This window comes from Bartonella sp. TT119HLJHH, assembly GCF_042193385.1.
Taxonomy (GTDB): domain Bacteria; phylum Pseudomonadota; class Alphaproteobacteria; order Rhizobiales; family Rhizobiaceae; genus Bartonella.
The window spans coordinates 1-1,145 of record NZ_JBHILS010000098.1; the positions used below are offsets into that span (position 1 = coordinate 1).

At 38.2% G+C, this 1,145-nt stretch carries 1 protein-coding gene; it reads right to left on the reverse strand.

Features of this window, described 5'->3' with window-relative positions; genetic code table 11:
* Nucleotides 1-1,145: DUF6990 domain-containing protein (locus tag ACFIJL_RS09495; protein ID WP_375624465.1), on the reverse strand; the 1,145-nt coding region annotated here is incomplete at both ends.

Sequence of the window (1,145 nt, forward strand, 5' to 3'; positions counted from 1 at the left end):
CCCTTGGCTTCAAAATTAAGCTGTATATCTGGAATATCTTCCGTGTGGGTAGGATCAATGAATTTACAAGCGGTGGAAAGAATGCCCGTGCTAATCAAAAAGGCGCTATCAAATTGCGGGTAGTCTTTGGCAATTTCGTCGTTATAAAGAATATCTACTTCACGATCAGCCAATTGATAGCTTGCCATATGGTCATTCTCATTGATTTTCTCGGTTGACCAGCCTAAGCTTTTTAAAAGTGCATGAGCACTTTCCATGGTGAGATGATCATCAGTGTCATCCACTTCATCCGCTTCCTCTGTCGCCTCAACAGCAATAGTTTTGGAAGCAACAGATGCTGTTTGCGGATCCAAGCTTAAAATCGGAGCATTTTTAGGAAAACCTGCTCGATAACCCCGTGCAAGAGTGAGGAGATTATCAATTCTATATTTTGAGATTTCTTCCACAAAACCTAAAGGATTTCCTTTTCTAAAATTCTCCTTGTAAGATTTGAGCTTTTCAATATCCCCAATCAAAACAAGCGCAATAAGGTGACGCGCTACAAGATCAAGTTCACTGTCTGGGGAAAAAGCCGCATAATCATAAATGATTTGATTGACATTTTGCCGATCTGCCCATTCAAGTATATCTGTACAAATCTCCTTTAGCTTGCCTCTATCCAATTCAGTACTAGAAACTGTATAAACTTCTTCTGCTTCTTTGAGGGCTATATATTGAGGCATATTATAGAAAATCTCTCTATGAGCAGTGGAAAAGCCAAGTGTTGAAAGGGAAGCCTTAAATGCAACAATTGGCTCTTCTTCATCACTTTGAAGACTGTACATTATATTGATGATACGGTCTTTACTGATAAAATAGGTATTACGATCATAGTTTTTATCACGATAAACTGTCCAACCCATTTCTTTTAATTGCTCAGCAACCTTATTGAAAGTAATCAAAGCTTTCGGACCAAGATGTGCTTCTGCTGCTTCTCGCTCATTAAGGATTTTCAGATGTTCTTCAGCAAATTCAACGGCATGGTTAACATATTTTTCTACTTCATCATCATCCAAATGTTCAGAAATCGTACCAGCTTCTAAAAAATTTTTATAAGATTTCAGGATATCAATTCGACCTGTCAACGCTAAACAAGCCAAATGCCA